Origin of the sequence: Streptomyces sp. GD-15H (genome assembly GCF_045291515.1) — a bacterium.
Lineage (GTDB): Bacteria > Actinomycetota > Actinomycetes > Streptomycetales > Streptomycetaceae > Streptomyces.
In genome coordinates, this window is sequence record NZ_CP149447.1 from 6,410,479 (window position 1) to 6,436,595 (window position 26,117).

General features: G+C 72.8%; 23 protein-coding genes and 7 pseudogenes. 23 read left to right on the forward strand and 7 right to left on the reverse strand.

Features of this window, described 5'->3' with window-relative positions; translation table 11 throughout:
* Positions 1-47: 47 nt before the first annotated feature.
* The 4 genes and pseudogenes from WJ438_RS30240 to WJ438_RS30255 all read left to right on the forward strand — a co-directional run bounded on the left by WJ438_RS30240 (position 48) and on the right by WJ438_RS30255 (position 4,147).
* Positions 48-1,249, forward strand: a pseudogene (locus WJ438_RS30240) (NYN domain-containing protein).
* A gap of 183 nt (positions 1,250-1,432) precedes the next feature.
* Positions 1,433-2,407 (forward strand): ABC transporter ATP-binding protein, encoded by a 975-nt coding sequence (locus WJ438_RS30245; protein WP_406729852.1) that lies wholly within the window; start codon positions 1,433-1,435, stop codon positions 2,405-2,407.
* Between the two features lie 116 nt (positions 2,408-2,523).
* Entirely contained in the window at positions 2,524-3,342 is an 819-nt protein-coding gene (locus WJ438_RS30250; RefSeq protein ID WP_406728038.1) for an ABC transporter permease, read from the forward strand.
* Between the two features lie 58 nt (positions 3,343-3,400).
* The gene (locus tag WJ438_RS30255) at positions 3,401-4,147 is read left to right on the forward strand and encodes an AAA family ATPase (RefSeq protein ID WP_406728039.1); all 747 of its coding nucleotides are present in this window, start codon (positions 3,401-3,403) and stop codon (positions 4,145-4,147) included.
* A 155-nt stretch (positions 4,148-4,302) separates the two neighbouring features.
* Here the strand turns inward: WJ438_RS30255 and ybaK are convergent, their stop codons facing one another.
* The 4 genes and pseudogenes from ybaK to WJ438_RS30275 form a co-directional block, all read right to left on the reverse strand.
* Positions 4,303-4,803, reverse strand: coding sequence for a Cys-tRNA(Pro) deacylase (ybaK, locus tag WJ438_RS30260; protein ID WP_406728040.1), 501 nt, complete (start codon positions 4,801-4,803; stop codon positions 4,303-4,305).
* A gap of 87 nt (positions 4,804-4,890) precedes the next feature.
* A complete protein-coding gene (locus WJ438_RS30265; RefSeq protein WP_406728041.1) occupies positions 4,891-5,631 on the reverse strand; it encodes an LON peptidase substrate-binding domain-containing protein in 741 nt (246 codons plus the stop codon).
* A gap of 11 nt (positions 5,632-5,642) precedes the next feature.
* A pseudogene (locus WJ438_RS30270) lies at positions 5,643-6,715 on the reverse strand (hypothetical protein).
* 444 nt (positions 6,716-7,159) lie between these two features.
* On the reverse strand, positions 7,160-8,737 hold the full coding sequence (locus WJ438_RS30275) for an oxidoreductase (protein ID WP_406728042.1): 1,578 nt from the start codon (positions 8,735-8,737) through the stop codon (positions 7,160-7,162).
* 202 nt (positions 8,738-8,939) lie between these two features.
* Between WJ438_RS30275 and hisD the strand changes: the two genes are divergently transcribed.
* The 8 genes and pseudogenes from hisD (at position 8,940) to hisF (ending at position 14,732) form a co-directional block, all read left to right on the forward strand.
* On the forward strand, positions 8,940-10,265 hold the full coding sequence (gene hisD, locus WJ438_RS30280; protein WP_406728043.1) for a histidinol dehydrogenase: 1,326 nt from the start codon (positions 8,940-8,942) through the stop codon (positions 10,263-10,265).
* Positions 10,262-11,359 (forward strand): annotated as a pseudogene (locus WJ438_RS30285) (histidinol-phosphate transaminase); the annotation flags it as partial. The gene hisD and the pseudogene WJ438_RS30285, both read left to right, overlap by 4 nt.
* 46 nt (positions 11,360-11,405) lie before the next feature.
* Positions 11,406-11,999 (forward strand): imidazoleglycerol-phosphate dehydratase HisB, encoded by a 594-nt coding sequence (gene hisB / locus WJ438_RS30290; RefSeq protein WP_406728044.1) that lies wholly within the window; start codon positions 11,406-11,408, stop codon positions 11,997-11,999.
* A gap of 2 nt (positions 12,000-12,001) precedes the next feature.
* Positions 12,002-12,160, forward strand: a complete 159-nt coding sequence (locus WJ438_RS30295) for a hypothetical protein (protein WP_406729985.1) — start codon at positions 12,002-12,004, stop codon at positions 12,158-12,160.
* A gap of 2 nt (positions 12,161-12,162) precedes the next feature.
* Positions 12,163-12,804 (forward strand): imidazole glycerol phosphate synthase subunit HisH, encoded by a 642-nt coding sequence (hisH, locus tag WJ438_RS30300; RefSeq protein WP_406728045.1) that lies wholly within the window; start codon positions 12,163-12,165, stop codon positions 12,802-12,804.
* 4 nt (positions 12,805-12,808) lie between these two features.
* Positions 12,809-13,531, forward strand: coding sequence for a bifunctional 1-(5-phosphoribosyl)-5-((5-phosphoribosylamino)methylideneamino)imidazole-4-carboxamide isomerase/phosphoribosylanthranilate isomerase PriA (priA, locus tag WJ438_RS30305; protein WP_406728046.1), 723 nt, complete (start codon positions 12,809-12,811; stop codon positions 13,529-13,531).
* Between the two features lie 16 nt (positions 13,532-13,547).
* The gene (locus WJ438_RS30310) at positions 13,548-13,979 is read left to right on the forward strand and encodes a Rid family hydrolase (protein WP_406728047.1); all 432 of its coding nucleotides are present in this window, start codon (positions 13,548-13,550) and stop codon (positions 13,977-13,979) included.
* Positions 13,976-14,732: pseudogene (gene hisF, locus WJ438_RS30315) on the forward strand (imidazole glycerol phosphate synthase subunit HisF). Before WJ438_RS30310 ends, hisF begins: the two are co-directional and overlap by 4 nt.
* 85 nt (positions 14,733-14,817) lie before the next feature.
* Here the strand turns inward: hisF and WJ438_RS30320 are convergent.
* Together WJ438_RS30320 and WJ438_RS30325 are read right to left on the reverse strand one after the other, a co-directional pair.
* Positions 14,818-15,216: a VOC family protein gene (locus WJ438_RS30320; RefSeq protein ID WP_406728048.1), complete on the reverse strand. Its 399-nt coding sequence runs from the start codon at positions 15,214-15,216 to the stop codon at positions 14,818-14,820.
* A gap of 64 nt (positions 15,217-15,280) precedes the next feature.
* Positions 15,281-15,916 (reverse strand): TIGR03085 family metal-binding protein, encoded by a 636-nt coding sequence (locus WJ438_RS30325; RefSeq protein ID WP_406728049.1) that lies wholly within the window; start codon positions 15,914-15,916, stop codon positions 15,281-15,283.
* A gap of 215 nt (positions 15,917-16,131) precedes the next feature.
* Here WJ438_RS30325 and hisI point away from each other — a divergent pair, with 215 nt between their 5' ends.
* The 11 genes and pseudogenes from hisI to lgt all read left to right on the forward strand — a co-directional run bounded on the left by hisI (position 16,132) and on the right by lgt (position 25,197).
* On the forward strand, positions 16,132-16,548 hold the full coding sequence (gene hisI, locus WJ438_RS30330; RefSeq protein WP_406728050.1) for a phosphoribosyl-AMP cyclohydrolase: 417 nt from the start codon (positions 16,132-16,134) through the stop codon (positions 16,546-16,548).
* Positions 16,549-16,559: 11 nt separating this feature from the next.
* Positions 16,560-18,083: an anthranilate synthase component I gene (locus WJ438_RS30335; protein WP_406728051.1), complete on the forward strand. Its 1,524-nt coding sequence runs from the start codon at positions 16,560-16,562 to the stop codon at positions 18,081-18,083.
* Positions 18,084-18,135: 52 nt separating this feature from the next.
* Positions 18,136-18,773, forward strand: a pseudogene (locus tag WJ438_RS30340) (TIGR02234 family membrane protein).
* A 145-nt stretch (positions 18,774-18,918) separates the two neighbouring features.
* Positions 18,919-19,083 (forward strand): annotated as a pseudogene (locus WJ438_RS30345) (HGxxPAAW family protein); the annotation flags it as partial.
* A 162-nt stretch (positions 19,084-19,245) separates the two neighbouring features.
* Positions 19,246-19,698 carry a DUF2752 domain-containing protein gene (locus WJ438_RS30350; RefSeq protein WP_406729853.1) on the forward strand — a complete coding sequence of 151 codons (453 nt, stop codon included), beginning with the start codon at positions 19,246-19,248 and terminating at the stop codon, positions 19,696-19,698.
* Positions 19,699-19,877: 179 nt separating this feature from the next.
* Positions 19,878-20,687, forward strand: a complete 810-nt coding sequence (trpC, locus tag WJ438_RS30355) for an indole-3-glycerol phosphate synthase TrpC (RefSeq protein ID WP_406728052.1) — start codon at positions 19,878-19,880, stop codon at positions 20,685-20,687.
* A gap of 22 nt (positions 20,688-20,709) precedes the next feature.
* A pseudogene (locus tag WJ438_RS30360) lies at positions 20,710-20,808 on the forward strand (hypothetical protein); the annotation flags it as partial.
* Positions 20,809-21,014: 206 nt separating this feature from the next.
* A complete protein-coding gene (gene trpB, locus WJ438_RS30365; RefSeq protein ID WP_406728053.1) occupies positions 21,015-22,301 on the forward strand; it encodes a tryptophan synthase subunit beta in 1,287 nt (428 codons plus the stop codon).
* Positions 22,298-23,116 carry a tryptophan synthase subunit alpha gene (gene trpA, locus WJ438_RS30370; RefSeq protein ID WP_406728054.1) on the forward strand — a complete coding sequence of 273 codons (819 nt, stop codon included), beginning with the start codon at positions 22,298-22,300 and terminating at the stop codon, positions 23,114-23,116. The genes trpB and trpA overlap by 4 nt, the downstream gene beginning before the upstream one ends.
* A 137-nt stretch (positions 23,117-23,253) precedes the next feature.
* Positions 23,254-24,030, forward strand: coding sequence for a DsbA family protein (locus WJ438_RS30375; protein WP_406728055.1), 777 nt, complete (start codon positions 23,254-23,256; stop codon positions 24,028-24,030).
* 81 nt (positions 24,031-24,111) lie between these two features.
* Positions 24,112-25,197: a prolipoprotein diacylglyceryl transferase gene (gene lgt, locus WJ438_RS30380; RefSeq protein WP_406728056.1), complete on the forward strand. Its 1,086-nt coding sequence runs from the start codon at positions 24,112-24,114 to the stop codon at positions 25,195-25,197.
* Between the two features lie 76 nt (positions 25,198-25,273).
* On the opposite strand, the gene WJ438_RS30385 is transcribed toward lgt, so the two are convergent.
* Entirely contained in the window at positions 25,274-26,116 is an 843-nt protein-coding gene (locus WJ438_RS30385; protein ID WP_406728057.1) for an HpcH/HpaI aldolase/citrate lyase family protein, read from the reverse strand.
* Position 26,117 lies beyond the last annotated feature (1 nt).

Below are 26,117 nucleotides of genomic sequence, written 5' to 3' on the forward strand. Positions count from 1 at the left end.
ACTCGAAGCAAGCCCGAAGCAAACCTCCCGGAAAGAGGGTGGATCGCGTGGACCGCTGCATCGTCCTGGTGGACGCCGGGTATCTGCTGGGGGCCGCCGCCAGTCTCCTTGCCGGGGAGCCCTCGCGGTCCCGCATCACCGTCGATCACGCGGCCCTCATCCAGGGGCTGCGCGACCGTGCCGAGTCCGATACGAGTCAGCCCCTGCTGCGGATTTACTGGTTCGACGGCGCCCCCGACCGCGTGCCGCAGCCCGAGCACCGTCGGCTGCGGGTGATGTCCAGGGTAACCGTGCGGCTCGGGGCTCTCACGCGTAGTGACGGCCGTTGGGCGCAGAAGGGCGTGGACGCCGCCATGCACGCCGAGTTGACCGAGCTGGCCCGCAACGGGGCCTGTTCCGACATCGTCCTGGTCACCGGCGACGGCGACCTGCTGCCCGGCATGATGGCGGCCAAGGAGCACGGCGTCGCCGTCCACCTGTGGGCCGTGCAGGCCGCCGACGGCGACTACAACCAGTCCGAGGACCTGGTCGCCGAGGCCGACGAACGCCGGGTGCTGGACCGCGCGTGGATCACCAAGGCGGTGCGGGCCAAGGACCACTCCGGGGTGTGCGCTCCGCCGCCCCCCGCCCGTCCCGACATCGCCGCGATCCTCTCCGCCCCGCTGCCGGAGTCCGCGCCGACCACCGAGCAGGCCGAGCAGGAACCACCGCACCCGGTCGGCGCCGGGCGCAACGGCACCGGCGAGCGGTCGCCCGTCACCAAGGGCGTGCCCACCCCCAAGGATCTGGCGGCCCTCCGCGGCCCCAGTGCCCCGTCCCCCACCAGCCGCAGTCCGCCACCCTGCGCTGGTCCTCCGACAAGGGCTGGGTCGACCGGCCCGTCACCGAGCCCCCCGAGGCCGCCTCGATGCCGACACTCGCCCAGCTGACCACCGCGGAGCAGCGGTGGGCCGACCGCGAGGAGGACATCACCACGGTCGGCGGGGACCCCTTCGAGGTGGGGCAGGTCTTCGCCCGCCGCTGGGTGGACCGGCTCGGGGACCAGAACGGCATCCAGAGACTGTCCGCCATGTACCCCCGCATCCCGCACCGCATCGACGGCGAGCTGCTGCGCTACGCCGCCCGCTTCGGCCTGCTCGCCCACAAGGACGACCAGATCGACGAGCGCGACCGGTACGCCATCCGCGCGGGCTTCTGGCGCGAACTGGACGTGCGCACGGGGACGGAGCGCGCCGCGGCCGGGGAGTGATCGAGGGCCGCGCCCCGGTGTCCGCGCCGCCGTGCCGGTGGTCTCCTTGCGGCGGGTTCGTCGTTCTACCGGTGGATTTGGGGCGGTCGGCCGACCCGGAAGCGGACTCGGGTCGCGGACCCCGTAGTCTCGTGCCCTGTGAGCACGCGCGCGGTACACGCATTCCGGCACGATGGCGACATCGTGTGCGCGGTGCGCGGGCTGACCAAGACGTATCCGGCGGCCCGCGGACGCCGCGGAGTGCCGGCGACCCCCGAGGTCCGGGCCACCGACGACGTGACGCTCGACGTCCGGCGCGGTGAGATCTTCGGTCTGCTCGGGCCGAACGGGGCCGGCAAGTCCACCCTCGTACGACAGCTCACCGGTCTGATGCGGCCCGACCACGGCAGCGTGCGGATCCTCGGCCACGACGTCGTGCGCCACCCCGAGCGCGCCGCGCGGATCCTCGCCTACCTCGGACAGGAGTCCACCGCGCTCGACGAGCTGACGGTGTCACTCGCCGTCGAGACCACCGCGCGGCTGCGCGGCCTCGACGCGAAGCGGGCGCGTACGGACCGGGACGACGTCCTCGACGAACTGGGGCTCACCCCGATCGCCGGGCGCCCCCTGAAGAAGCTGTCCGGCGGTCAGCGCCGGCTGGCCTGCTTCGCCACCGCGCTGGTGGGGGAGCGGCCGCTGCTCGTGCTCGACGAACCCACCTCCGGGATGGATCCGGTGGCGCGGCGCGCCGTGTGGTCCGCCGTCGACCGGCGCCGGGGCGAGCACGGCACCACCGTGCTGCTGGTCACCCACAACGTCATCGAGGCCGAGACCGTCCTCGACCGGGTCGCCGTCCTCGACCGGGGCCGGGTGATCGCCTGTGACAGCCCGGCCGGGCTGAAGGAGCAGGTCGCGGGCGAGGTGCGGGTCGACCTGGTGTGGCGCGAGGCGGCCCCGCTGCACGTGCCCGAGGTGGCCGCGCTCGTGGACCGCGCCGTCGGGTCGGGCCGCCGCTGGACGCTGCGGCTCGCACCCGAGGAGGCCCGTACGGTCGTCGCCACCGTCACCGGCGGTGCCGCCTTCGCCGCGCTGGACGACTTCACGCTCGCCACGCCCAGCCTGGAGGACGTGTACCTGGCGCTGGGCGGTGCCGTGCGGCAGGGACTGGTGAAGGCGTGAGCGACGGCGGGGCACTGAGCACACCGGGCGGCGTATCCGTACGGAAGAGGACGACTGCCGGAGTGGATCCGGGTGAACCTCCGAGGGAACCTCCGTTGGAAGGGGAGCAGCGCGACGTGAGCGTACCCGCCGATGTCCTGCCGGGCGGCGCCCTGGCCGTGGAGGAGGCCGCGCCGGAGCCGGCCGTACTCGGGCCGCGGGCGCGGCTGTGGCCCTCGCTGGCGGCCGTGTACCGGGCGCAGCTGTCCCGGGCGCGGGTGGCGCGGATCCCGCTGCTGTTCGTGGCGACCTTCCAGTCCATCGGGATCATGATCCTGATGCGCGGGGTCGTGGACGGCGGCGGTGAGGCGCGGGCGGTGGTCGCCGGATCGTCCGTCCTGGTCGTCGCCTTCGTCGCGCTCAACCTGCTCGCGCAGTACTTCGGGCAGTTGCGGGCCGGCGGCGGCCTCGACCACTACGCGACGCTGCCCGTCCCGCCGACGGCGGTGGTGCTGGGGACCGCCGGCGCCTACGCCTCGTTCACCGTGCCGGGGGCCGTGGTGACCGCGGCCTTCGGATGTGTGCTGTTCGGGCTGCCGCTGGCGCATCTGTGGGTGCTGGCCGCGGTGATCCCGCTCTCGGGAGCCGCGCTCGCCGGGCTGGGTGCCGCGCTGGGGTTGCTCGCGCCGCGGGCCGAGTTCGCCACGCTCCTCGGCCAGCTGGGCATGTCGGCGGCACTGCTGCTGGGCGTGCTGCCGGCGGAGCGGATGCCGGAGGCGGTGCGCCTGGCCCGGGACCTGCTGCCGTCGACGTACGGCGTCGAGGCCCTCGCGCGGACCTTCGCGCCGCATCCCGACTGGGCCCTGGTCCTGGGCGACCTCGCCGTGTGCGGGGTGGTCGGTGTGCTCTCGCTGGCCGTGGCGACCTGGGCGTACCGCAGGGCCGCCGTCCGGTGACGCCTTCGGTGACACGTCCGGTGCCGCGGCGCACAGCCGGGCCTGGCACGATGTCAGGGTGAGCGCACCTCTGACACCCCCGCCGCCTCCGCATGGACATTCCCCGCACGGCGCGTGGCAGCCGCCGTCCGCCGGCCAGGTGGCCGCCGCGTCCACCGGCGGGTCCACCGGCCCCGGCCCCGCCGGGTCCACCGGTCACGGTGGCCACACCGGCTACGGCTGGTACGAACAGGACGGCCCCGGGATGAGGACGGAACTGCGCGAGGCCGCCGTGACCGCGGTGGCGGTGGCGCTCGGCGGGGTGCTGCTCGGCGTGCTGTGGTGGTGGCTGGCGCCGCGCGTGCCGCTGATGGGCGACGTCGTGGGCGACAACTGGGTCGTCTACCTCAAGGACACCGAGGGCGAGCAGGCCATCGGCGTGGACGGGACGTTCACGCTGCTCGCCCTGGGGCTCGGCGCGGTGAGCGCGCTCGCCGTGTTCCTCGTGCGGCGGCGCGGGGGCGTGCCGCTGGTGGTGGCGCTCGGGGTCGGCGGGCTGCTCGGGGCGCTGCTGGCGTGGCGGCTCGGGGTGTGGCTCGGGCCCGCGCAGGACGTCGTCGCCCACGCGAAGGACGTGGGCAAAGGGACGACGTTCGACGCGCCGCTGAAGCTGAGCGCCAAAGGAGCGCTGCTGGCCTGGCCGCTCGCCGGGCTGGTCGTCCACCTGGGCCTGACCGCGCTCTTCGGCCCCCGCGACCCCGATCCCTGTCCGCCGGCGGCCCCCCACGTTCCACGGTGGCCGGACGGCGGAGCCCCGGGAGCGTAGCTCCCCGGCGGGCCGGGGCGGGGCGTGCGGGGCCGGGTTCAGGCGGGGCGCCTGCCGTGGTTCGCGCGGCTCTTCCTGGTGCGCCACTTGCGTGTGCGGGTTCTCTTCGACATGCCTCTTCTGGTTGACCGAAGAAGCGGGGGCTCGTCGAGGACTCAGGCACGCCCGATCGGGGCGAGTACCGCCGAGGTCAGCTCGGCCAGGTCGCCGGGGGCGAGTTCGACCTCCAGACCGCGGCGGCCGGCCGAGACGCAGATCGTCTCGTGCAGGCCGGCCGAGTCGTCCAGGACTGTACGGAGCCTCTTGCGCTGGCCCAGGGGCGAGATGCCGCCGCGGACGTAACCCGTGGTGCGTTCCGCGAGGGCGGGGTCGGCCATCGCGGCCCGCTTGCCGCCGACCGCCGCCGCCAGGCCCTTCAGGTCCAGCTGCCCCGCCACCGGGACCACCGCCACCGTCAGCGCGCCGTCGACGTCCGCCACCAGCGTCTTGAAGACGCGGTCCGGGGAGACCCCCATCGCCTCGGCCGCCTCCTCGCCGTAGGACGGGTGCGCGGGGTCGTGGTCGTAGGAGTGGACCGTGAACGGCACCCCGGCCGCGGTGAGCGCCACCGTCGCGGGCGTACCGCCCGGCTGCTGCTTCTTGGACTTCTTCGCCATCCCCGCCCCTGTCTCTGTCCCTGTCTCTGGCTCCGGCCATGTGCCCTTTGCGGCTGTCCTCGTCCGGGGCGGTGGCACAGTCGTACGTCAGTTGAGATTCGTCGGGCCGCGGGTCAGCTCCGCCGCCGGCAACGACGGCAGGTTGCGGATGATGGCCGTCTCCGTGCGAAGGAGTCTCAGCTCGTCGCGGAGCCGGGACGCCGTGTCCGGTGCCTGCAGCAGACGCTGCTTCGTCGGCGTGTCGAGCATCATCGCGGCGGCGACCAGATACGACACCACCCCTGGCTCGTCCGGCAGTTCCGCGCCGGTCGCCAGCGACCGCTCCCGCGCCCCCGCCAGTCGCTTCTGGTACTGGCGGAACGCCCGCAGGACCCCCTCCGCGAGCGCCCCCGCCTCCTCGCCGGGTTCCTCGGCCACCGGTTCCAGCTCGGCCGTCAGGAACGGCCCGGAGGCGTCGACCGACAGCAGCCGCATCCGGGTCGTCCCCGTCGCCAGCACCTCGAAGGTGCCGTCGGGCCGCTCCCGGATCGTTGCCGTGTCGGCCACACAGCCCACCTTGTGGAAGGCCCGCAGCGGGTCCGGGCCGAAGCCCGCCGCCGGGCCCCGCTCGGGTACGGCCGTCGGGTCGGGCATGCCGGGGGCGCTCGGGGCGACCTCGTGGCCGTCGCGGATCGTCACGACGGCGAACCGGCGCGGCTCGTCCTCCGGGGTCTTCAGAAGCTCGCGCACCATGGCGCGATAGCGCTCCTCGAAGATGTTGAGCGGAAGCACGAGCCCCGGGAACAGCACCGAGTTCAGGGGGAAGAGCGGAAGCCGGACGGTGGTCACGACGCAAAAGCCTAATGGTCGCCGAAGCGGACCCGGCCGCCACGTTCACTCCGTGGATGCCCGGAGCCCGTGGCGAAGGCGGCGGAGGGGGCGGCGGCGGGGCCGACGGCCACCGCCGCGCACACACCCCGGCGCACCTCCAGGAACCGGCCGAGGGGATCGTCCGCGTCCCGGTCCCAGGGCGAGGAGGTGGCGTACGGGCCGGTGAGGCGCAGTTGCTCCAGGGCGTCCGGCCACCGTTCCAGGCGCAGGAGGACGTAGGCCAGCAGGTTGCGCAGCTCGGCCGGCCGGGGTGGGCCGCCGGAAGCCGGGCGGACAGGGACGCGGCGCGGTCGGCCGCCGCTTCGAGCCGAGCGCGCGGTACTTCGGGACCGCGGCCGTCGGTGAGGTAACCGAAGGCCGCCCGCAGCGGCAGCGCCTGCGTGAGCGAGCCGTCCGGTGCGTCCTGCGCGGCCTGGTCGGCGAAGTCGAAGCACTCGCGGTGCGCGCCGTGCCAGGACGACGCCAGGTAGTGCAGGGCCGCCACATGGCAGCCGTAGTGGTGCGGGGCGCGGCGGACCGCCGCCTCCCACAGTTCCTGGAAGTACCGGTGTCCGGCGCGTGCGCCGCGGGCGTGGTCCAGGGCGAGCCGCCACGGCACGGGGTCGCGGTGGTCGGCCCGGGCGGCGGCCGTGATCAGCGGGCTCACCTCGCGCAGCGCTTCGGCGCGGGCCGGCGAGTCCCAGGCGCGGTGCACCGCCCGCTGGGCGTCCACGAGCAGCCCGTCGGGGTCCTGCGGGTCGAGGGCACGCCAGGTGTCCAGCCACTCGGGACGCGAGCGCGCGAAGGCCGCGAGCTTGCGCACATACCGGTCGCGGTGCTCCCAGGCCCCGCCGCGCCGGGTGGCGGCGAGCAGTCCGGCGGCGGGCGCGGGGTCGCCGGCGGCGGCCCCGACCATTGCCGGACCCAGCGCCTCGTCGGGCGCGTCGAGGAGCACCTCGTCGTCGGCGGGCAGCACGGGGGCGAGGGGCGAGGCGGTGCCTGTCTTTCCTCGCACCCGGGACGCACGGGTGAACGCATGCAGCAGAGCCATGGTGTCGACCATTGAAAGACCGCAGGTCACAGCAGCGCCAGACCCTTCACGGAAGTCACAGAAGGTTGTACGCCACCCGGTCAAGGCCGGGCAAAAAGGCTCTGGGGCCAGCGGGGCCAGCGGGGCCAGCGGGGTCGCCAGGATTGCCGGGGTCGCCAGGAGCGCGGGGGTTGCCGGGCCCGCTGGGAGCAGTCGGGGGCAGTCGGGGATTGTCGGGACCGCTGGGGCAGCCAGGGCTGCCGGGGCCGGCCTGGGGCTGCCGGGCGGCTTCGCGTCGCGTCCGGGACCGGTCCGGGCCGAAGCGGCCGGGATCGCAGAGCCGCCGAGTGTCGCAGGAGCAGCCACAGGGTTGCCGGGCCGGCCTGGGGCTGCCGGGGGCTGCTCCGGGGCCGCTCCAGAGCGTGTCCGGGTGGGGTCCGGTCCGTTCCGGAGCGGATCGGTCCGGGCAGAGGGCGGTCAGAAGCGCCGCAGGGTTCGGGTGGCCCCCGCTGCCACCGTTGTGGCGAGGACCCAGCCCAGCAGGATGAACGCCGCCGCGAGCCACTGCCAGCCGCCGCGCAGCTGCCAGAACCCCACCTGGCCCAGGTCGATCACCGGCAGCAGCAGGTCCAGGGCGAAAAGGGCGGGATTCCACGCCGGATGCTCGCCGTCCTTGAGGGGCGGATGGTACGCGTGCGCGAACGCCAGCGAGCCGCCCGCCCACAACACCGCCATCCACACCGCGGCCCGCCCCGGCCGGTAGCCGTAGGCGACCGTCCAGTCCTGCGCGTAGCCCCACAGCTTGGCCGCCGGCGGCAGGCTCTCGCGGCGCCTCCGCTGCTTGGCGAGCAGCACCTCGCGGGCGTCCTCGTCCTCGCCGCCCGCCCGCAGCACGGCGGCCAGCCGCTCGTACGGCTCCGGGGTGTACTCGGCGCTCGCCGCGGCCACCCACTCCAGCCGCTCCACCAGCGGGAACGGTCCGCGCGGCACGAGGGTCTCGTAGGCGAAGCCGCCCATGTGCAGCCGGCCGGGCCCCGGCCAGCTGTCCGCCCGGTCCACCAGATTGACCACCCGCGCTCCCGACAGCGTCACCCGCCCACGGGCCGGCCGCTCCCCGAGGAACCGCAGCTCCGGCGTCTGCACCCGGCGCAGCGACAGCTCCTGGTCGTCGGTCAGGGTGAACCGGGCCCGCTCGAAGTCGACCGCGTCACCGAACCGCCCGTCGTCCAGCCGTACCCCGCCCCGGCACTCGAACCGCTGTATCCGCGTCCCGCGCGCCGGTGTCATCCCGCTCCTCGCCTGGGAACCGACCCCGGCGGGCGTCAGATACAGCGACCGCTCGACGGTCAGCTGGGGCGCGTTCAGTGCGAGCCGGGCGGACGGGTTGTCCAGCAGGGCCCCACGCAGACTCAGCGAGACACCTATCTGCGCGCTGCGCAGGCTCAGTTCGCCGTGCGACTCCAGCAGCTCGGCCTGGAGGTCCTGACCGACGGTCATGCCGTCGGCGGCGATCGAGCGGCCGCTGCGGTCGCGGTGCACGACCGCCTGGTTGAGCAGCAGATCCGTACCGATCTGGGCGTCGGTCAGCCGTATGCCGCCCAGGAACCGGCAGCGCGGCAGATGCAGATCGCCCTCCGTGTGCAGCCGGGCCGCCTCCAGACGCGGCACCGAGCAGCCCACCAGTCGCATCGTCGTGAACCGGGCCTCCGGCAGCAGCACGTCCCGCTCGAAGCGGCAGTCGCGCATCTCGACGTACGGCGCCACCGTGCCGCCCGCGAGGTCCAGCACCCCGCTGATCCGCACTCCGACCAGCTTCAGCGAGGAGACCCGGCCGGCCAGCGCGGGCGGTCCGTCCAGCAGGAGCCAGCACACGACGCGGGCCCGCACGGTCCGCTCGGGCCCCCACGGGTGCCCTCCGTGCGGATCGTCGACGACGCTGTCCCCGCTGCTCAGGTCGTACACACCGCCGTTGCGGAAGGCCTGCCACATGCCTGCCTCCACGGCGGTGAGGCCGTCCGGCGGCTCCCCGGCGCGCGGGCCCTCCCCCTCGGTCACGTCCTTCCCCTCCTGCCTCGCATACTGGTGAGTTCGTCTCTTCGTACAACTCGTACAACAGTTCATGCCCACTGGGTGACCCCTCGAACACAGAAAGTGAGAAGGATCTTCTCGATGTTCACGAAGCGTCACCGCGGGGAATCCGTATCAGCCACTGGAACGCCCGCACGGCGTCCGGCGCGGGTCTGAGAGAATTGAGCACGTGATCTCCCGAATCGATCTGCGCGGCGACGCCCTCCCCGAGGGCCCCGCCCTGCGTGCCCTGCTGCCCCGAGCCGACTTCGACGTCGCGGCCGCCCTGGAGAAGGTGCGGCCCCTCTGCGAGGACGTGCATCATCGGGGCGACGCGGCGCTGATCGACTCCGCCGAACGGTTCGACGGCGTGCGGCTGGAATCCGTCCGGGTACCGGCGCGGGCCCTCACCGACGCGCTGGAACAGCTGGACCCGGCCGTGCGCGCGGCCCTCGAGGAGTCCATCCGCCGCGCCCGCCTCGTCCACCGCGCACAGCGCCGCACCAGCCACACCACTCAGGTCGTGCCCGGCGGCACGGTCACCGAGAAGTGGGTGCCCGTCAACCGCGTGGGCCTGTACGCGCCCGGCGGTCGGTCCGTCTACCCGTCCTCCGTGATCATGAACGCCGTCCCGGCCCAGGAGGCCGGCGTCGAGTCGATCGCGCTGGCCTCGCCACCCCAGAAGGAGTTCGGCGGCCTGCCGCACCCGACGATCCTCGCCGCGTGCGCGCTGCTCGGCGTCGACGAGGTGTACGCCGCGGGCGGTGCCACCGCCGTCGCGATGTTCGCCTACGGCACCGAGTCCTGCCCACCCGCCACCATGGTCACCGGCCCCGGCAACATCTGGGTCGCCGCCGCCAAGCGCTACTTCACCGGCCGCATCGGCATCGACGCCGAGGCCGGCCCGACCGAGATCGCGATCCTCGCCGACGCCACGGCCGACCCGGTGCACGTCGCCTCCGACCTGATCAGCCAGGCCGAGCACGACCCGCTGGCCGCCGCCGTCCTCGTCACCGACTCCGCGGACCTCGCGGACGCCGTGGAGAAGGAACTGGCGCCCCAGGTCGCGGCCACCAGGCACGTCGAGGACCGGATCGCCCCCGCGCTCGCCGGCAGGCAGTCCGCGATCGTGCTGGTCGAGGGCCTCGACGAGGGCCTGCGCGTGGTCGACGCCTACGGCGCCGAGCACCTGGAGATCCAGACCGCCGACGCCGCCGCGCTCGCCGACCGGGTGCGCAACGCCGGCGCGATCTTCGTCGGCCCCTGGTCCCCCGTCTCCCTGGGCGACTACGCGGCCGGCTCCAACCACGTCCTGCCCACCGGCGGCTGTGCCTGTCACTCGTCGGGCCTGTCCGTCCAGTCCTTCCTGCGCGGCATCCACATCGTCGACTACACCGAGGACGCGCTGGCCGACGTCGCGCACCACGTGGTCACGCTGGCCGAGGCGGAGGACCTGCCCGCGCACGGCGCGGCGATCAAGGCGAGGTTCGGCTGGAAGGTGCCCGAGAGCAAGTGAACGACACGAACGTCACCCTCGACGATCTCCCCGTACGGGACGAGCTGCGCGGCAAGTCCCCCTACGGCGCGCCCCAGCTGGACGTCCCCGTACGGCTGAACACCAACGAGAACCCCTACCCGCTGCCCGAACCGCTCGTCGAGCGGATCGCCGAGCGGGTCCGTGTGGCCGCCCGGCACCTCAACCGCTATCCCGACCGGGACGCGGTCGAGCTGCGCACCAGGCTGGCCGAGTACCTCACGAAGACCGGCTCGCACCCCGTCGGCGCCCGGAACGTCTGGGCGGCCAACGGCTCCAACGAGGTCATCCAGCAACTGCTGCAGACCTTCGGCGGACCGGGCCGCAGTGCGATCGGCTTCGAGCCGTCGTACTCGATGCACGGACTCATCGCGCGCGGCACCGGCACCGGCTGGATCTCCGGTCCCCGGGGCGAGGACTTCACCATCGACGTGCCCGCCGCCGAGAAGGCGATCGCCGAGCACCGCCCGGACGTCGTCTTCGTCACCACCCCCAACAACCCCACCGGCAACGCGGTCCCGGCCGAGACGGTCCTCGCGCTGTACGAGGCCGCCCAGGCGGCCAAGCCGTCGATGGTGGTCGTGGACGAGGCGTACATCGAGTTCAGCCACGGCGACTCCCTGCTGCCGTTGCTCGCGGGACGCCCGAACCTCGTCGTCTCCCGCACCATGTCGAAGGCGTTCGGCGCGGCCGGCCTGCGTCTCGGCTACCTCGCCGCGCATCCTGCGGTCGTGGACGCCGTGCAGCTCGTCCGGCTGCCCTACCACCTGTCGGCGGTCACCCAGGCGACCGCGCTGGCCGCCCTGGAGCACACCGATACGCTGCTGAAGTACGTCGAGCAGCTGAAGCGGGAGCGGGACCGGCTGGTCACCGAACTGCGTGACCTCGGCTACGACGTGACCGCGTCCGACGCGAACTTCGTCCAGTTCGGCACGTTCGCGGACGCCCACGTGGTCTGGCAGAAGATCCTCGACCGGGGCGTCCTGGTCCGGGACAACGGCGTACCGGGATGGCTGCGGGTCACCGCGGGCACCCCGGCCGAGAACGACGCGTTCCTCGACGCGGTCCGTGAACTGGTCAGTTACGTGGGGGCCACCCCCACACCCCGAAGGAGCAGAGCGCATGAGCCGCGTAGGACGCGTGCAGCGGACGACGAAGGAGACGTCGGTCCTCGTCGAGATCGACCTCGACGGCACCGGAAAGACGGAGATCTCCACCGGGGTCGGTTTCTACGACCACATGCTCGACCAAATCGGCCGGCACGGTCTGTTCGACCTGACCGTGAAGACCGAGGGCGACCTGCACATCGACTCCCACCACACCATCGAGGACACCGCCCTCGCCCTCGGAGCCGCTTTCAAGCAGGCGCTCGGCGACAAGGTGGGCATCTACCGCTTCGGCAACTGCACGGTCCCCCTGGACGAGTCCCTCGCCCAGGTCACCGTCGACCTGTCCGGCCGCCCCTACCTCGTGCACACCGAGCCCGAGAAGATGGCGCCGATGATCGGCGAGTACGACACCACGATGACCCGGCACATCCTGGAGTCCTTCGTCGCCCAGGCCCAGGTCGCCCTGCACGTGCACGTGCCGTACGGGCGCAACGCGCACCACATCGTGGAGTGCCAGTTCAAGGCGCTGGCCCGAGCCCTGCGGTACGCGTCCGAACGCGACCCCCGCGCGGCGGGCATCGTGCCCTCCACGAAGGGCGCCCTGTAGGCATGAACGGCCTGTCCACCGCCCTGATCGTCGTCGGCCTGTTCTTCGTCGGCGGGGTCGTCTCGTTCGTCAAGCAGAAGATGCCCAAGGGTGTCGTCGTGGTGCTCGCGATCGGCGCCGCGATGTGCCTCACCGCCGGCATCCTCCGGCTGGAGGTGTGACCGTGAGCGCCACCAAGAGGGTCGTGGTCTTCGACTACGGCTTCGGCAACGTCCGCTCCGCGGAACGCGCCCTCGCGCGCGCGGGCGCCGACGTGGAGATCACCCGCGACTTCGACACGGCCATGGACGCCGACGGCCTGCTCGTCCCGGGCGTCGGCGCCTTCGCCGCCTGCATGAAGGGCCTCAGGGAGGCCAGAGGCGACTGGATCATCGACCGCCGGCTGTCCGGCGGCCGGCCCGTGATGGGCATCTGCGTCGGCATGCAGATCCTGTTCGCGCGGGGCATCGAGCACGGCGTCGAGACCGAGGGCATGGACGAGTGGCCCGGCTCGGTCGAGCCGCTGCGGGCCGACATCGTGCCCCACATGGGGTGGAACACCGTGGACGTGGCGGCCGGCTCCGAGTTGTTCGCAGGCCTGGACACGGACGCCCGCTTCTACTTCGTGCACTCCTACGCCGTCCACGACTGGACCCTCCACGTGGACAACCCGGTGATGCGGGCGCCCAAGGTCACCTGGTCCACGCACGGCAAGCCGTTCGTCGCCGCGGTGGAGAACGGTGCCCTGTGGGCGACGCAGTTCCACCCCGAGAAGTCCGGCGACGCCGGAGCCCAGCTCCTCACCAACTGGATCGGAACCCTGTAGCGACATGGCCAAGCTCGAACTCCTCCCCGCCGTCGACGTCCGCGACGGCCAGGCCGTCCGCCTCGTGCACGGCGAGTCCGGCACCGAGACCTCCTACGGATCCCCCCTGGAGGCAGCGCTCGCCTGGCAGCGCTCGGGCGCCGAGTGGCTGCACCTGGTCGACCTGGACGCCGCGTTCGGTACCGGCGACAACCGCGAGCTGATCGCCGAGGTCGCCCGCGCGATGGACATCAAGGTGGAACTGTCCGGCGGCATCCGCGACGACGCCTCCCTGGCCGCCGCCCTGGCCACCGGCTGCACGCGCGTGAACCTCGGCACCGCCGCCCTGGAGAGCCCCGAGTGGGTCGCCAAGGTCATCGCCGAATACGGCGACAAGATCGCCGTCGGTCTCGACGTACGCGGCACCACCCTCCGCGGACGCGGCTGGACCCGGGACGGCGGCGACCTCTACGAGACGCTGGAGCGCCTCGACAAGGAGGGCTGCGCGCGGTACGTCGTCACCGACATCGCCAAGGACGGCACCCTCCAGGGCCCGAACCTGGAGCTGCTGAAGAACGTCTGCGCCGTCACCGACCGCCCCGTGGTGGCCTCCGGCGGTGTGTCGTCGCTGGACGACCTGCGGGCCATCGCCGAGCTCGTCCCGCTCGGCGTCGAGGGCTCCATCGTGGGCAAGGCCCTGTACGCGAAGGCGTTCACCCTGGAAGAGGCCCTGGAGGCCACATCTTGAAAAAGGGCACAGTGCGATGACAGCCGAAGCCGTACGGCGCGTGCGGGGCGAGAGCCCCTGGGAGGACTCCTTCGGCTGCGCACGCGCCGTCGCGGCGGGCGACCGCGTCCTGGTGGGCGGCACCACCGCGTTCAAGGGCGACGTGCTGTACGGGGAGGGCGACCCGTACGAGCAGGCCAGGATCGCCTTCGGCGCCGCTCTGGAGGCGATCGCCGAGTTCGGACTCGGCGTCGACTCCGTGATCCGCACGCGCGTGCACCTCACGCACTCGCGGGACATCGACGCGGTGGGCCGCGCCCACAAAGAGCTGTTCGACCCGGTGCGCCCGGTGACCAGCCTCCTGGTGGTGGAGGGCTTCATGGACTCGCGCGTACTGGTGTCGATCGAAATCGAAGCATTCCGAGGACACCAGAGGCACTCGGCGGACATAGAGGAGCACGATTCATGACCCTGGCGGTCCGAGTCATCCCCTGCCTGGACGTGGACGGCGGCCGGGTCGTCAAGGGCGTCAACTTCCAGAACCTGCGCGACGCGGGCGACCCCGTCGAGATGGCCAAGGTGTACGACACCGAGGGCGCCGACGAACTGACGTTCCTGGACATCACCGCCTCGTCGGGCAACCGCGAGACGACCTACGACGTGGTGCGCCGCACCGCCGAGCAGGTGTTCATCCCGCTGACCGTGGGCGGCGGCGTCCGCACCACCGAGGACGTGGACAAGCTGCTGCGGGCGGGCGCCGACAAGGTCGGCGTCAACACCGCGGCGATCGCCCGCCCGGACCTCATCCGGGAGATCGCCGAACGCTTCGGCCGCCAGGTCCTCGTCCTGTCGGTCGACGCCCGCCGCACCGAGTCCGGCGGTTCCTTCGAGGTCACCACGCACGGCGGCCGCCGGGGCACCGGCATCGACGCCGTGGAGTGGGCCCACCGGGCCGCGGAGCTGGGCGCGGGCGAGATCCTGCTCAACTCCATGGACGCGGACGGCACCAAGGACGGCTACGACCTGGAGATGATCGCCGCCGTCCGCAAGCACGTCACCGTCCCGGTGATCGCCTCGGGCGGCGCCTGGCCTCGCCGACTTCCCGCCCGCGGTCGCCGCAGGCGCCGACGCGGTCCTCGCCGCCTCGGTGTTCCACTTCGGCGACCTGCGCATCGGCCAGGTGAAGCAGACCCTCCGGGAAGCGGGCCACCCGGTACGGTGACGCCCCACCCGGCAGGCAGTGGCCCCGGCCGTCTCGAGACGGCCGGGGCCACTGCCTGCCGGGCGACGCATGCGCCGCCCGGCGCTCAGTCCTTGGGCTGGGAGAGCTGGACCAGGTTGCCCACCGTGTCGTCCAGGAGGGCGGTGACGACCGGGCCCTGCTCCTGCGGCTCCTGAACGAAGATCACGCCCTCGCCGCGCAGCCGCTCGTACTCCGCGCGGAGGTCCGCCACGGAGAACACCATGGCGGGCAGGCCCGCCTCACGCACCGCCCTGCGGTACGGCTCCGCGATGGGCCCCTGGCCGGGCTCCAGCAACAGCTCCAGGTCCCGCTGGGCCCCCTCGGGAGCCCCGACCGTGATGAACAGTGTGCCGCCGCCCAGGTCCATCCGGGTACGGGTCTCGAAGCCGAGGACATCGGTGTAGAACGCGTGCGCCTTCGCGACGTCGTCGACATACACGCTGGTCATGGCGACCTTGATCATGGGACTTCTTCTTCCGATCTCTCAGGTGCCTCAGATCTACCAGATCTCCCAGGTGAACGAGGTCTCAGATATCGAGCTGCTTGGACTCGCTCAGCTTCGCGATCGCGTCCGCGTCGCCCTCCACGTCGACCTTGGCGGCGCCGTGCCGCCCGTAGGCGAACAGCACCAGCTCCGACGGCTCGCCGGTCACCGTGACCACGGGCGTGCCGCGGCGGGCCACCACGGTCTGGCCGTCCGGGCGGCGCAGCACCAGGCCCGTGGGGACGCCGCGGCCCATCAGCCGGGCGCTGCGCTCCAGCCGGGACCACAGAGCGTCCTGGAACACCGGGTCCAGCTCACGCGGCGTCCAGTCGGGCTGGGCACGGCGCAGGTCCTCCGTATGGACGTAGAACTCGACGATGTTCGACAGCTCGTCGACCTGCTTGAGGTTGAAGGGGGAGAAGCGCGGCGGGCCGGTACGGAGCAGCTGGATCAGCTCCTCGTACGGCTTGGCGGTGAACTCCGCCATCACCCGCTCCAGACGCGGCGCGAGCTGCTTGACCAGCATCCCGCCGGCGGCGTCGGGGCGGCGCTCGCGCACCACCACGTGCGCGGCGAGGTCACGGGCGCGCCAGCCCTCGCAGAGAGTGGGGGCCTCCGGGCCCACCGTCTCCAGCAGATCGGCCAGGAGAAGTCGTTCACGCTTGGCATGGGTCGACATGTAGTCAGCCTACGGTGATGCGCCCGGTCCGCCCACCCGTCACCCGGCCCCCGCCCCTCATCGAGGCGCGTCGCGCCGTTCCTTCGCCCACCCGTCACCCGGCCCCCGCCCCTCATCGAGGCGCGTCGCGCCGTTCCTTCGCCCACCCGTCACCCGACCAGCCCGCCTTCCCAGTCGGTGGACGGGACCCGGGCGCACCCGTCCCGCGCGGCACAATGGTTCCCATGACCAGCACGTCCCGGACCAGCCGCCTCGACCCGCAGATCGCCGCACGGCTCAAGCGCAGCCCCGACGGCCTCCTGCCCGCCATCGCCCAGCAGTACGACACCCAGGAGGTGCTGATGCTGGGCTGGATGGACGACGAGGCGCTGCATCGCACGCTGACCACCGGCCGCTGCACCTACTGGTCGCGCAGCCGCCAGGAGTACTGGGTCAAAGGGGACACCTCCGGACACGTCCAGCGCGTGAAGTCCGTCGCCCTGGACTGCGACGCCGACACCCTCCTGGTCAAGGTCGACCAGGTCGGTGCCGCCTGTCACACCGGCGCCCGCACCTGCTTCGACGCCGACGTGCTGCTCACGGACATCCGCTCGGACGGCGCCGGTGCCGGCGTGCCCGTCTCGGATCAGTAAGGTCGGCCGGCATGGACCTCGAGACGTTCCGCAAGCTCGCCACCGACCGCCGGGTCATCCCGGTCACCCGCAAGCTCCTCGCCGACGGCGACACCCCTGTCGGCCTCTACCGCAAGCTCGCCGCCGAGCGCCCCGGAACCTTCCTGCTCGAGTCCGCGGACGGGGGCACCGCCCACGCGTTCAGCAGTGGGGGAGGAGGTTCCTGGTCCCGGTACTCCTTCGTCGGCGTCCGTAGCGCCGCCACCCTCACCGAGCGCGCCGGGCAGGCGTACTGGGAGGGCACCCCACCCGTCGGAGTGCCGACCGAGGGCGACCCGCTCACCGCGCTGCGCGCCACGCTCGAGACCCTGCACACCCCGCGCGACCTCGCCCACGACCTCGGTCTGCCGCCCTTCACCGGCGGCATGGTCGGCTACCTCGGCTACGACGTCGTACGCAGGCTGGAGAAGATCGGCCCCGGCGAACGGGACGATCTGCGACTGCCCGAACTGACCATGCTGCTCACCAGCGACCTCGCCGTCATGGACCACTGGGAGGGCTCCGTCTGGCTGATCGCCAACGCGATCAACCACAACGACCTGGACACCGGAGTCGACGAGGCCCACGCCGACGCCGTGGCCCGCCTGGACGCCATGGAGGCCGACCTCACCCGCGCGGTGGCCCAGCCCCCGACCGTCCTCCCGCCCTCCGAACTCCCCGAGCACACCGCGCTGTGGGGCGGCCCCGACTTCCGCGCGGCCGTCGAGGACATCAAGGAACGCATCCGCGCGGGAGAGGCCTTCCAGGTCGTCCCCTCCCAGCGGTTCGAGACCCCGTGCACGGCGAGTGCCCTGGACGTCTACCGGGTGCTGCGGGCCACCAACCCGTCGCCCTACATGTATCTGTTCCGGTTCGACGACTTCGACGTCGTCGGATCGTCCCCCGAAGCACTCGTGAAGGTCGACGACGGGCAGGCGATGGTCCACCCCATCGCCGGCACCCGGCCCCGCGGCGCCACCCCGCAGGAGGACCAGGCCCTCGCGGAGGAACTGCTCGCCGACCCCAAGGAGCGCGCCGAGCACCTCATGCTCGTCGACCTGGGCCGCAACGACCTCGGACGGGTCTGCGAGCCCGGTTCCGTCGAGGTCGTCGACTTCATGTCCGTCGAGCGGTACTCGCACGTCATGCACATCGTCTCGACGGTCACCGGCCGGGTCGCGGCCGGCCGTTCCGCCTTCGACGTGCTCACCGCCTGCTTCCCGGCCGGCACCCTCTCCGGGGCACCCAAGCCCCGAGCCATGCAGATCATCGACGAACTCGAGCCGTCCCGGCGCGGGCTGTACGGCGGCTGCGTCGGCTACCTGGACTTCGCGGGCGACTCCGACACCGCCATCGCCATCCGCACCGCGCTGCTGCGCGGGGGCACCGCGTACGTCCAGGCGGGCGCCGGAATCGTCGCCGACTCCGACCCGGTGGCCGAGGACATCGAGTGCCGCAACAAGGCGGCCGCGGTGCTGCGAGCCGTGCACACGGCGAACCGACTGGGCACGGTGTGAGAGGGACCCGAGAGGAGCCCCGGGTGACGGTTCGCGCACGGGTCACGCGATAGTGGAGTACGTGACTGCTGTACCTCCCCCCGTCCCGAGACCGCCGGTCCCGCCCGTGCCGGCCGCCTCAGTCTCGCCGTCGCCCTGCTGTGCGGGGCCCTGGGCGCGGCCGTGGCCCTGCTCGCCACCCGGCAGCAGTGGTCCCAGGGCACCGCTACGGTGGCCGGCAGCGCCTTTCCCCTGACCGCCAACGGCAGCGACGTCACCGGCGTCCCCGCCGCCCTCGCCGTGGTGGGCCTGGCCGCGCTCGTCGCCGTCTTCGCCGTCCGCCGGGCCGGCCGCCTCGCCGTCGCCGCGCTGCTCGCCCTGTCCGGGGCGGGTACCGTCACGGCCGCCCTGCTCGGCGCCTCCGACAGCTCCGCGCTCGACGACAAGGCCGCCGAGGTCTCCGGCGACACCTCCGCCACGGTGGAGGCCCTCAGCCACACGGCCTGGCCCTACGTCGCGGCCGCGGGCGGCCTGCTGCTCCTGCTGGCCGGCGCGCTCGCCCTGCGCTACGGCCGGCTGTGGCCCGCGATGTCCGGCCGCTACGAGCGCGGCGGCGCCCCCCGGCCGCGCCGCGCGGCCGCCGCCGACCCCGACCGGCCCGAGGAACTGTGGAAGGCCCTCGACCGCGGTGAGGACCCGACCGGGACCTGAACCGGGCCGCACCGTGGCCCGGCCGAGCGCCGGGAAGCGTGTTCGCCGCGCGGGGGAGCACCCCCGCTGACGGCGCGCACGCGGGTGCGGGACAATGAGCCTGAGCGTCCTGCTCAGACAAGTACACAGCAACGAGGAGCAAGCAATGGCGGGCAGCAGCCACGGTCACACCCCGGCCGCCTGGACCGGTGTCATCATCGCCTTCATCGGTTTCTGCGTCGCGAGCATGTTCATGGTGATGAACTCGCCGGTCGGCTTCTGGGCCGGCATGGGCGTCGTGCTGCTCGGCGGTGCCATCGGCGGGATCATGAGCAAGATGGGCATGGGCAAGCCGGAGCACGTCCACCCCCTGAACCAGGCCACCGGCGACCGCGACCGGCCCGCGCCGAGAGCTGAACGCCGGGAGCACTCCGGACGGGGCGGCCGGCACACGGGTGCCGCAACCGCCCCTGACGCGTGCGCGCGGGGCACAATGCACCCTGTGAACGCCGTCAGCCCCCGTACGCCCCGTGCGTCCTGTGCGCCCCGCGGCAGGGCCGCACGACTGGCCCTCCCCGCCGGGGCGATCGCCGCTGTCGCCGGAGCCTTCGCCTACGTCGGGGCGGTGGACCCCAACGAACCCGGCCACTACCCCGCCTGCCCGCTGCTGCGCTTCACCGGCCTGTACTGCCCCGGCTGCGGCGGGCTGCGCAGCGCGCACGCCGTCGTCCACGGCGACCTCCTGGCGGCCCTCCAGGCCAACGCGCCCGCCGTCCTCGGCTATGCGGCCCTCGCCGTGCTCTGGACCGCATGGGTGGTCTGCGCGGCGCGCGGCAAGCCCCTGCGCATCGACCCCCCACCCGTACTCCTGTGGTCCCTGGGGGCGCTGGTGCTGGTCTTCACGGTTGTCCGGAACCTGCCGTTCGGTGGCTGGCTACACCCTTGATCAACTGGTGAACGTCCAGCTAGTGGGACCGCCGTCCACCGGATGCGAGGGGTACGCCCCGCTGCGGATACCATCGCAGTGACCACCGGTTTCGTCCGGCGACCCGACCATGAGGGCGGGGCGCCCCGGGACGGAAACGAACGCACTGAAGACGGACCGTCTGGAAGGGGGCCTCTCGCGTGAGTGTGCTCGACGAGATCATCGACGGAGTCCGTGCCGACCTCGCGGAGCGGCAGGCGCGCGTGAGCCTCGACGAGCTCAAGGAGCGCGTGGCCAAGGCCCCCGCGGCCAAGGACGGCGTGGCCGCCCTGCGGGGCGAGGGCGTCAAGGTGATCTGCGAGGTCAAGCGCTCCAGCCCGTCCAAGGGCGCGCTCGCCGCGATCGCCGACCCGGCCGGACTCGCCGCCGACTACGAGGCGGGTGGCGCGGCCGTCATCTCCGTCCTCACCGAGACGCGCCGCTTCGGCGGTTCCCTCGCCGACCTGGAGGCCGTCCGCGCGCGCGTGGACATCCCCATCCTGCGCAAGGACTTCATCGTCACCTCGTACCAGCTCTGGGAGGCGCGGGCGCACGGCGCCGACCTCGCGCTGCTCATCGTCGCCGCCCTCGACCAGCCGGCCCTGGAGTCGCTGATCGAGCGCGCCGAGTCCATCGGGCTCACCCCGCTCGTCGAGGCGCACGACGAGGAGGAGGCCGAGCGCGCGATCGACGCGGGCGCCAAGGTCATCGGCATCAACGCGCGCAACCTCAAGACCCTCGAGGTCGACCGCGGCACCTTCGAGCGGATCGCCCCCGAGCTCCCGGACCACCTCGTCAAGGTCGCCGAGTCCGGCGTCCGCGGCCCGCACGACCTGATCGCCTACGCCAACGCCGGCGCCGACGCCGTCCTGGTCGGCGAGTCCCTGGTCACCGGCCGCGACCCGAAGACGGCGGTCGCCGACCTGGTGGCGGCGGGCGAGCACCCGGCGCTGCGGCCCGGCCGCGGCTGACACCCCGGTAGGCTCGGCCCCGATGACACCGCCGATCACCCCAGCCAGGGACCCGTACGCGCGCCTCGCCCGCGGCTGCCGCCCGCGCGGCTGCCGCGCGCCCGCGCGCCGGGTCCACGGACGTCGGGTCCGGTACGTCATCGGCGACGAGCCGGGGCAGGTCAACGGCATGCGATGGCAGCGCCCCTTCCAGGGGTGCGGGACTGTGCCCGAATACGCGGCTCCGCCGCGCGGGCGTGACAAGCCACACGCGGCCCGCAGTGGCCCGACAACCCCGCCCCCACGGCGATCAGTGCCCAAAAACGACGCTCACCGTGAGGTTTCCGCATGCCCAGCCAGTTCTTCATCCCCGACCCGGAGGGTCAGACTCCGAGCGCCGAAGGCTACTTCGGCGCGTTCGGCGGCAAGTTCATCCCGGAGGCGCTCGTCGCCGCGGTGGACGAGGTCGCCGTCGAGTACGACAAGGCCAAGGCCGACCCCGAGTTCGCCCGCGAACTCGACGACCTGCTGGTGAACTACACCGGCCGCCCGAGCGCCCTCACCGAGGTGCCGCGCTTCGCCGAACACGCCGGTGGCGCCCGGGTCTTCCTCAAGCGTGAGGACCTCAACCACACCGGCTCCCACAAGATCAACAACGTGCTCGGCCAGGCGCTGCTCACCCAGCGCATGGGCAAGACCCGTGTCATCGCCGAGACCGGCGCCGGCCAGCACGGCGTCGCCACCGCCACCGCCTGCGCCCTGTTCGGCCTCGACTGCACCGTCTACATGGGTGAGATCGACACCCAGCGCCAGGCCCTCAACGTGGCCCGGATGCGCATGCTCGGCGCCGAGGTCATCGCCGTGAAGTCCGGCAGCCGCACCCTCAAGGACGCCATCAACGAGGCGTTCCGCGACTGGGTCGCCAACGTCGACAGCACGCACTACCTCTTCGGCACCGTCGCCGGACCCCACCCCTTCCCCGGCCTGGTGCGCGACTTCCACCGCGTCATCGGCGTCGAGACCCGCCGCCAGCTCCTGGAGCGCGCCGGACGACTGCCCGACGCCGCCATCGCCTGCGTCGGCGGCGGCTCCAACGCCATCGGACTCTTCCACGCCTTCATCCCGGACGCCTCGGTACGCCTCATCGGCTGCGAACCCGCGGGCCACGGCATCGAGAGCGGCGAGCACGCGGCCACCCTCACCGCGGGCGAGCCCGGCATCCTGCACGGCTCGCGCTCCTACGTCCTCCAGGACGACGAGGGCCAGATCACCGAGCCGTACTCCATCTCGGCCGGGCTCGACTACCCGGGCATCGGACCCGAGCACGCCCACCTCAAGGACTCCGGCCGCGGCGAGTACCGCGCGGTCACCGACGACGCCGCCATGCAGGCGCTGCGGCTGCTGTCGCGGACCGAGGGCATCATCCCGGCCATTGAGAGTGCCCACGCGCTGGCCGGTGCCCTGGAGGTCGGCAAGGAACTCGGCAAGGATGGGCTGATCGTGATCAACCTGTCCGGCCGGGGCGACAAGGACATGGACACCGCCGCCCGCTACTTCGGGCTGTACGACACCGACGCGGAGGTCGCCGCCGACGCGGACACCGACACCGCCGAGATCGAGGGGGACGCCAAGTGAGCGGGAACGTACAGCTGCTGAGCGACACCCTCGCCGCGGCGAAGGCCGAGGGCCGGGCCGCCCTCATCGCCTACCTCCCGGCCGGATTCCCGACCGTCGACGGCGGCATCGACGCCGTCAAGGCAGTCATCGACGGCGGTGCCGACGTCGTGGAGGTGGGCCTGCCGCACAGCGACCCCGTCCTCGACGGGCCCGTCATCCAGACCGCCGACGACATCGCCCTGCGCGGCGGCGTACGGATCGCCGACGTGCTGCGCACGGTCCGGGAGGCGCACCGGGCCACCGGGAAGCCGATCCTCGTCATGACGTACTGGAACCCCGTCGACCGCTATGGCGTCGAGCGGTTCGCCGCCGAACTCGCCGAGGCGGGCGGCGCCGGATGCATCCTGCCCGACCTGCCCGTCCAGGAGTCGGCGCTGTGGCGGGAACACGCCGACAAGCACGGGCTCGCCACCGTCTTCGTCGTCGCGCCCAGCAGCAAGGACGAGCGGCTCGCCGAGATCACCGCGGTGGGCAGCGGCTTCGTCTACGCCGCGTCCCTCATGGGGGTCACCGGCACCCGCGAGTCGGTCGGCGCGCAGGCCGAGGACCTCGTGGCGCGCACCCGGGCGAGCCGCGCCGACCTGCCGGTGTGCGTCGGGATCGGCGTCTCCGACGCCACCCAGGCCGCCGAGGTCGCCCGCTTCGCCGACGGCGTGATCGTCGGCTCCGCCTTCGTCAAGCGGATGCTGGACGCCCCCGACCCGGCCGCCGGAGTCCAGGCCGTCCGGGCGCTCGCGGGCGAACTCGCCAAGGGTGTGCGCGGACAGGCGTGACCACGCCGTTTCCGGGCCGGACACCGCGGGTGGCCGGTCAGCCACAGGCCGTCAGCGGATAGTCATACGGGTCCCTCGTACGGGTGGACCTGGGGCCGGGGAGGCGCGGTGCGCCTCCCCGGTTCGTTCTGCGGGGTGTGAGCGAGAAGAATCATGAGGGAAAGCGCACCGCCCGGGAGCGGCTGGCGGTCGAGCGCGAGAAGCAGAAGACGGCGGACAGTCGACGCCGCACCCTGATCGTGGGTGCGAGCGTGGTCTGTGTCCTGGCGCTCGCGGCGGTGATCGGAGTCGTCGCCGCCAACGCCGGCAAGGATGGCGGCAGTGAAGAGGCCGGCCCGGTGGTGGCGCCCTCGGGGGCGCTCGGCAAGGACGGCCTCGCCATCCCGGTCGGCAAGGAGAGCGCCAAGTCCACGCTCACCGTGTGGGAGGACTTCCGCTGCCCCGCCTGCAAATCCTTCGAGCTGGCGTACCGCCCGACCCTGCACGAGCTGACCGAGTCCGGCCAGTTGAAGATCGAATACCACCTGGTCACGCTCATCGACGGCAACATGGGCGGCACCGGCTCCCGCACCTCCGCCAACGCGGCGGCCTGCGCCCAGGACGCCGGCAAGTTCGCCGAGTACCACGACGTGCTGTTCGACAACCAGCCCCAGGAGGCGGACGACGCCTTCGCCGACAACGACAAGCTCATCGAGCTGGCAGGCAAGGTCGACGGCCTCGACACGCCCGCCTTCCGCGGCTGTGTGGAGGACGGCACGCACAACAGCTGGGTCGGAAAGTCCCAGGAGGCATTCCAGAAGGGCGGCTTCTCGGGCACACCGACCGTCCTGCTCGGTGACAAGAACATTTACCAGGACCAGACGATGACGCCGGCGAAACTGAAGGAGATGGTGCGGAAGGCCGATCAGCAGTAGGCGCGAACGCCCTCCCGTTATGGACCCGTAGCCGGGCCGCCCACCGTGTGACCGGTCCGGCACGGTAGCGTCGACCCTGCCATGGAACTTGCCTACATTCCCAGCCCGTCGAGCGGGGTGCTGCACCTGGGCCCCATCCCGCTGCGCGGCTATGCCTTCAGTATCCTCGCCGGTCTCTTCGTCGCCCTCTGGATCGTCGACCGCCGGTGGGTGGCGCGCGGTGGCCAGAAGGGCACCGCCTGGGACATCGCGTTCTGGGCCATCCCGTTCGGCCTGGTCGGTGGTCGTCTCTACCACGTCCTCACCGATTACCAGCTCTACTTCGGCGAGGGCCGCGACTGGGTCGACGCCTTCAAGATCTGGGAGGGCGGTCTGGGCATCTGGGGAGCCGTCGCCCTGGGCGCCCTGGGTGCCTGGATCGGCTGCCGGCGCCGGGGCATCGCCCTGCCGCCGTACGCCGACGCCGTGGCCCCCGGTCTGGCGCTGGCGCAGGCGCTCGGACGCTGGGGCAACTGGTTCAACCAGGAGTTGTACGGGCGGGAGACGGATCTTCCCTGGGCCCTGCACATCACGTCCACGGAGGGCGGCCGGGTACCGGGGTACTACCACCCGACGTTCCTGTACGAGTCGCTGTGGTGCGTCGGTGTCGCCCTGCTGGTCATCTGGGCGGACCGTCGCTTCAAGCTCGGGCACGGGCGGACGTTCGCGCTGTACGTCGCGGCGTACTGCGCGGGCCGGTTCTGGATCGAGTACATGCGCGTCGACGAGGCCCACGACATCCTGGGCCTGCGGTTGAACAACTGGACCGCGATGATCGTGTTCGTGCTCGCGGTGGTCTACATCGTGGTATCGGCGAAGAAGCGGCCGGGCCGCGAGGACGTGGTGGAGCCGGGCGCGGCTGCTGCCTCCGGCGGTGCGGCCGACGCCTCCGGTGGGACCGAGACCGGCGAGAAGGGCGAGGCGGACTCCCCGGAGGCGAAGGACGACGCCGAGCCGACGGAGGACACCGAGGCGGGAGAAGACACCAAGACCAAGAAGGACGCCAAGACCGGGAAGGACGCCGAGCCGGAGGACGGCACGGCGGATGCGGCCGAGGCGGATGCCGCGGGCGCGGATCCCGGGGACGTCCGCTCCAAGGACGGGGCCGGGTCGGCGAAGAAGAGCTGACGGCCTGCTGACCTCCTGCGACAACGACGCCGTGGGGCGCCCGGAACCTCCGGGCGCCCCACGGCGTGTGTGGCCCTCAGGCCCGGCGGGTCAGGGACAGGACGCGCTGGGCGGCCGTCACCACCGCCGCGTCGATGAAGCAGCCGTCGGAGAGGGCCTGGGCGCCCCGTTCGTCGCCCGCCGCCTCGACGATCCTCTCCGCCCGTTCGATCTCTTGCTCCGTCGGCAGATAGGCGCGCTCGATGACCGGCAGCTGCCGGGGGTGGATGGCGGCGCGGCCCAGGAAGCCCAGGGCGCGGCCCCGGGTGCAGGAGGCGAGAAGGCCGTCCAGGTCGCGGGTGTCCGGATGGACGGACTGGGTGGGCGGGGCCAGACCGGCCGCCCGCGCGGCGACGACCACGCGGGAGCGGGACCAGTCGAGGCCCGCGTCGTCCCCCACGCCCAGGTCGGCCCGTAGATCCGCCTCGCCGATCGAGATGCCGCGCAGGGACGGGTGGGCGGTGGCCACGGCGTGGGCCCGTTCGATGCCGAGGGCCGTCTCCAGCATCGCGTACAGGGGGAGCGCTGCGCCGTGGGCGGACACGGCCCGCTTCGCGGCCCGTACGACGTCGGTGGGTGAGGACACCTTGGGCAGTCGGAGGCCGGCCAGGCCCCGGGCCGGGGCGACGGCGGCGAGGTCGGCCTCGCCCCAGGGACCGGTCAGGGCGTTGACACGGACGTGGACCGGGACCGGCTGTGGGTCGCGCAGCAACTCGGCGGTGGCGGCACGGGCGTACGCCTTGCGGTCGGGGGCGACCGCGTCCTCCAGGTCGATCACCACCACGTCGGCCCCGGAGACGAGGGCCTTCGCCACCACCCGCGGCCGGTCGCCGGGGGCGTAGAGCCAGGTCAGTGGGGCCTTCGCCCTCGTCCGTGGCACA